This is a genomic window from Actinoplanes sp. NPDC051633 (assembly GCF_040681735.1).
In the GTDB taxonomy this organism is placed as follows: Bacteria; Actinomycetota; Actinomycetes; order Mycobacteriales; family Micromonosporaceae; genus Actinoplanes.
This window is the reverse complement of the sequence record NZ_JBFAZH010001197.1, coordinates 1-2313: the sequence shown is the minus strand read 5'-3', so window position 1 is coordinate 2313 and position 2313 is coordinate 1. Positions and strand designations below refer to the sequence as shown.

The 2313-nt window shown below is 74.4% G+C and carries 3 protein-coding genes; 2 read left to right on the top strand and 1 reads right to left on the bottom strand.

What is annotated here, in order from left to right; translation table 11 throughout:
- Positions 1-60: 60 nt before the first annotated feature.
- Positions 61-348, bottom strand: a complete 288-nt coding sequence (locus AB0M20_RS38955) for a hypothetical protein (protein ID WP_364306014.1) — start codon at positions 346-348, stop codon at positions 61-63.
- Between the two features lie 162 nt (positions 349-510).
- On the opposite strand from AB0M20_RS38955, the gene AB0M20_RS38950 reads away from it, so the two are divergent.
- Together AB0M20_RS38950 and AB0M20_RS38945 are read left to right on the top strand one after the other, a co-directional pair.
- Positions 511-879 carry a holo-ACP synthase gene (locus AB0M20_RS38950; protein WP_364306012.1) on the top strand — a complete coding sequence of 123 codons (369 nt, stop codon included), beginning with the start codon at positions 511-513 and terminating at the stop codon, positions 877-879.
- A gap of 75 nt (positions 880-954) precedes the next feature.
- Positions 955-2313, top strand: a 1359-nt coding sequence (locus AB0M20_RS38945; RefSeq protein ID WP_364306010.1) for an NAD(P)H-hydrate dehydratase, incomplete at its 3' end; no start/stop codon positions are given.

Sequence of the window (2313 nt, the reverse complement as noted above, 5' to 3'; positions counted from 1 at the left end):
AGGCCCGGCGGGGGGCGGCGGACCCGCAGCGCTGGCGGGCATAGGTGACCGCGGCCGGGGTCACCGGAACCGCCGGGCGCGGGCCGCCGAGCGCCGGTCGGCCGCCTCGTAGTCGGCCACGGCGGCGAGGATCGCCTGCGCGGTCGCCGAGATCGACGACCCGAGGTCGGTCAGCGCCGCCCGCACCGAGCCGGTCACGTCGTCGGCCGCGTCCGACGACGCCCAGCGCGGCACCGTCGACGGCCGCGGGGTGCGGGCGGCCCCGGCGGTCACCTCGGCGCCGAGGTCGAGCAGCGGCGGGCTGCACGCGGTCAGGGCCATCGTGTCGGCCTGTAGGTCCGGCTGCATCGGTCACCTCCACGAGATTCGGATGCCGGGAACGCTAGGGCCCGGCTACGACAAAATCCGGGCCTGTGGACAACCGCTGTACGCGTACCCCGGGCCTGTCCACAGGGGTTGCGCACCGGCATCGCCGGAAGCTAATCTCCGCGCCCTCATTAGGGTGGGGGCGTGATCGTCGCTGTCGGTATCGATGTCGTGCTGGTCGACCGTTTCGCCCGTGCGCTGGACCGGACGCCGCTGCTCGCGGAGCGGTTGTTCACCGAGGGCGAGCGGCTCACCGGGTCGGGCAATCCGCGTTCCGCCGAGTCGCTGGCCGCCCGGTTCGCGGCCAAGGAGGCCGTCGCCAAGGCGCTGGGTGCTCCGGCCGGGCTGCGCTGGCACGACTGTGAGATCGTCGCGGATCCGGACGGGCGGCCGTGGCTGACGGTTTCCGGTACGGTCGCCGCGGCCTCGACCGAGCGCGGTGTGCATCGCTGGCACCTGTCGCTCTCGCACGACGGCGGGATCGCCTCGGCGATGGTGGTGGCGGAGTCCTGACCGGCGCGAACGTGAAATTGTCGTACCCCGGGCATAGAACTTCCGCGGACCTCGGAACGGAGACGGGAGGCTTTCATGCGGCAGGCGTGGCGGGTCGCGGAGGTGCGCGCGGCCGAGAAGGCGCTGATGGCGACGTTGCCCGAGGGCACGCTGATGCAGCGCGCCGCGGCCGGCCTGGCGCGGCGCTGCGCGTTGCTGCTCGCGGAGGCCGGCGGCGTCTACGGCTCGACCGTGCTGCTGCTGGTGGGCAGTGGCGACAACGGCGGTGATGCGCTCTACGCCGGCGCTCGCCTGGCGGCGCGTGGCGCCCAGGTGCGGGCGCTGCTGCTCCGGCCCGACCGGGTGCACCTGGCGGGTCTCGCGGCGCTGCGCCGGGCGGGCGGCTTCACCGTGCGCGACCTGCCGAGCCACGCCGACCTGATCGTCGACGGCATCGTGGGGATCGGCGCCAGTGGCGGCCTGCGGTCCGAGGCGGCCGCGATCGCGGGCACGCTGCGGGATCTCGGCGGGACCGTGGTCGCGGTCGACGTGCCGAGCGGGGTGGCGGTCGACACCGGCGACGTGCCCGGCGACGCGGTGCGGGCGGACGTGACGGTGACCTTCGGCTGCCTGAAGCCCGCGCACGTGGTCGGCCCGGCGGCACCGCTGGCCGGTCAGATCGAGCTGGTCGACATCGGCCTCGGTCCCATGCTGCGCACCGATCCCGCGGTTCGCGTGGCGGACGCGGCGGACATCGCGGCATGGTGGCCGTCACCGGGCGTGGAGTCGGACAAGTACACGCGGGGCGTGGTCGGCGTGGCCACCGGTTCGGCCCGATATCCAGGCGCCGCCCTGCTGTCGACGGCCGGCGCGCTGGCCGGTCCGACCGGCATGGTGCGGTATGCGGGCAGTGCTTACCAGGACGTCGTCCGCGCGCACCCCTCGGTGGTGGCGGCGCCGCGGGTGGGCGACGCCGGGCGGGTCCAGGCGTGGGTCTGCGGCTCGGGCCTGGGCACCGACGACGCCGCCCGCACGGAGCTGCGCAGCGTCCTGGCCACCTCCCTGCCGGTGCTGCTGGATGCCGACGCGCTGACCCTGCTGGTCGACGGGCAGCACGCCGATGACCTGCGCCGGGACGCGCCGCTGGTGATCACGCCGCACGACGGCGAGTTCAAGCGGCTGGCGGGGGAGGCGCCCGGTCCCGACCGGATGGCCTCCGCGCTGAGACTGGCGGCGTGGATCAACGGCGTGGTCCTGCTCAAGGGGGACCGCACGATCGTGGCCACTCCGTCGGGTGAGGTGTGGGTGAACCCGACCGGTTCGTCGGCGCTGGCCACCGCGGGCAGCGGTGACGTGCTGGCGGGCCTGCTCGGGTCGTTGCTGGCCGCCGGTCTGCCGCCGGACCGCGCGGCGGTCGCGGTTACAAACCAGTCGCAAATATCAAAGCAATTAAGC

Coding starts and splice junctions, on each gene's coding strand:
- AB0M20_RS38955 (WP_364306014.1), bottom strand. CDS start 348: ATGCAGCCGGACCTACAGGCCGACACGATGGCCCTGACCGCGTGCAGC.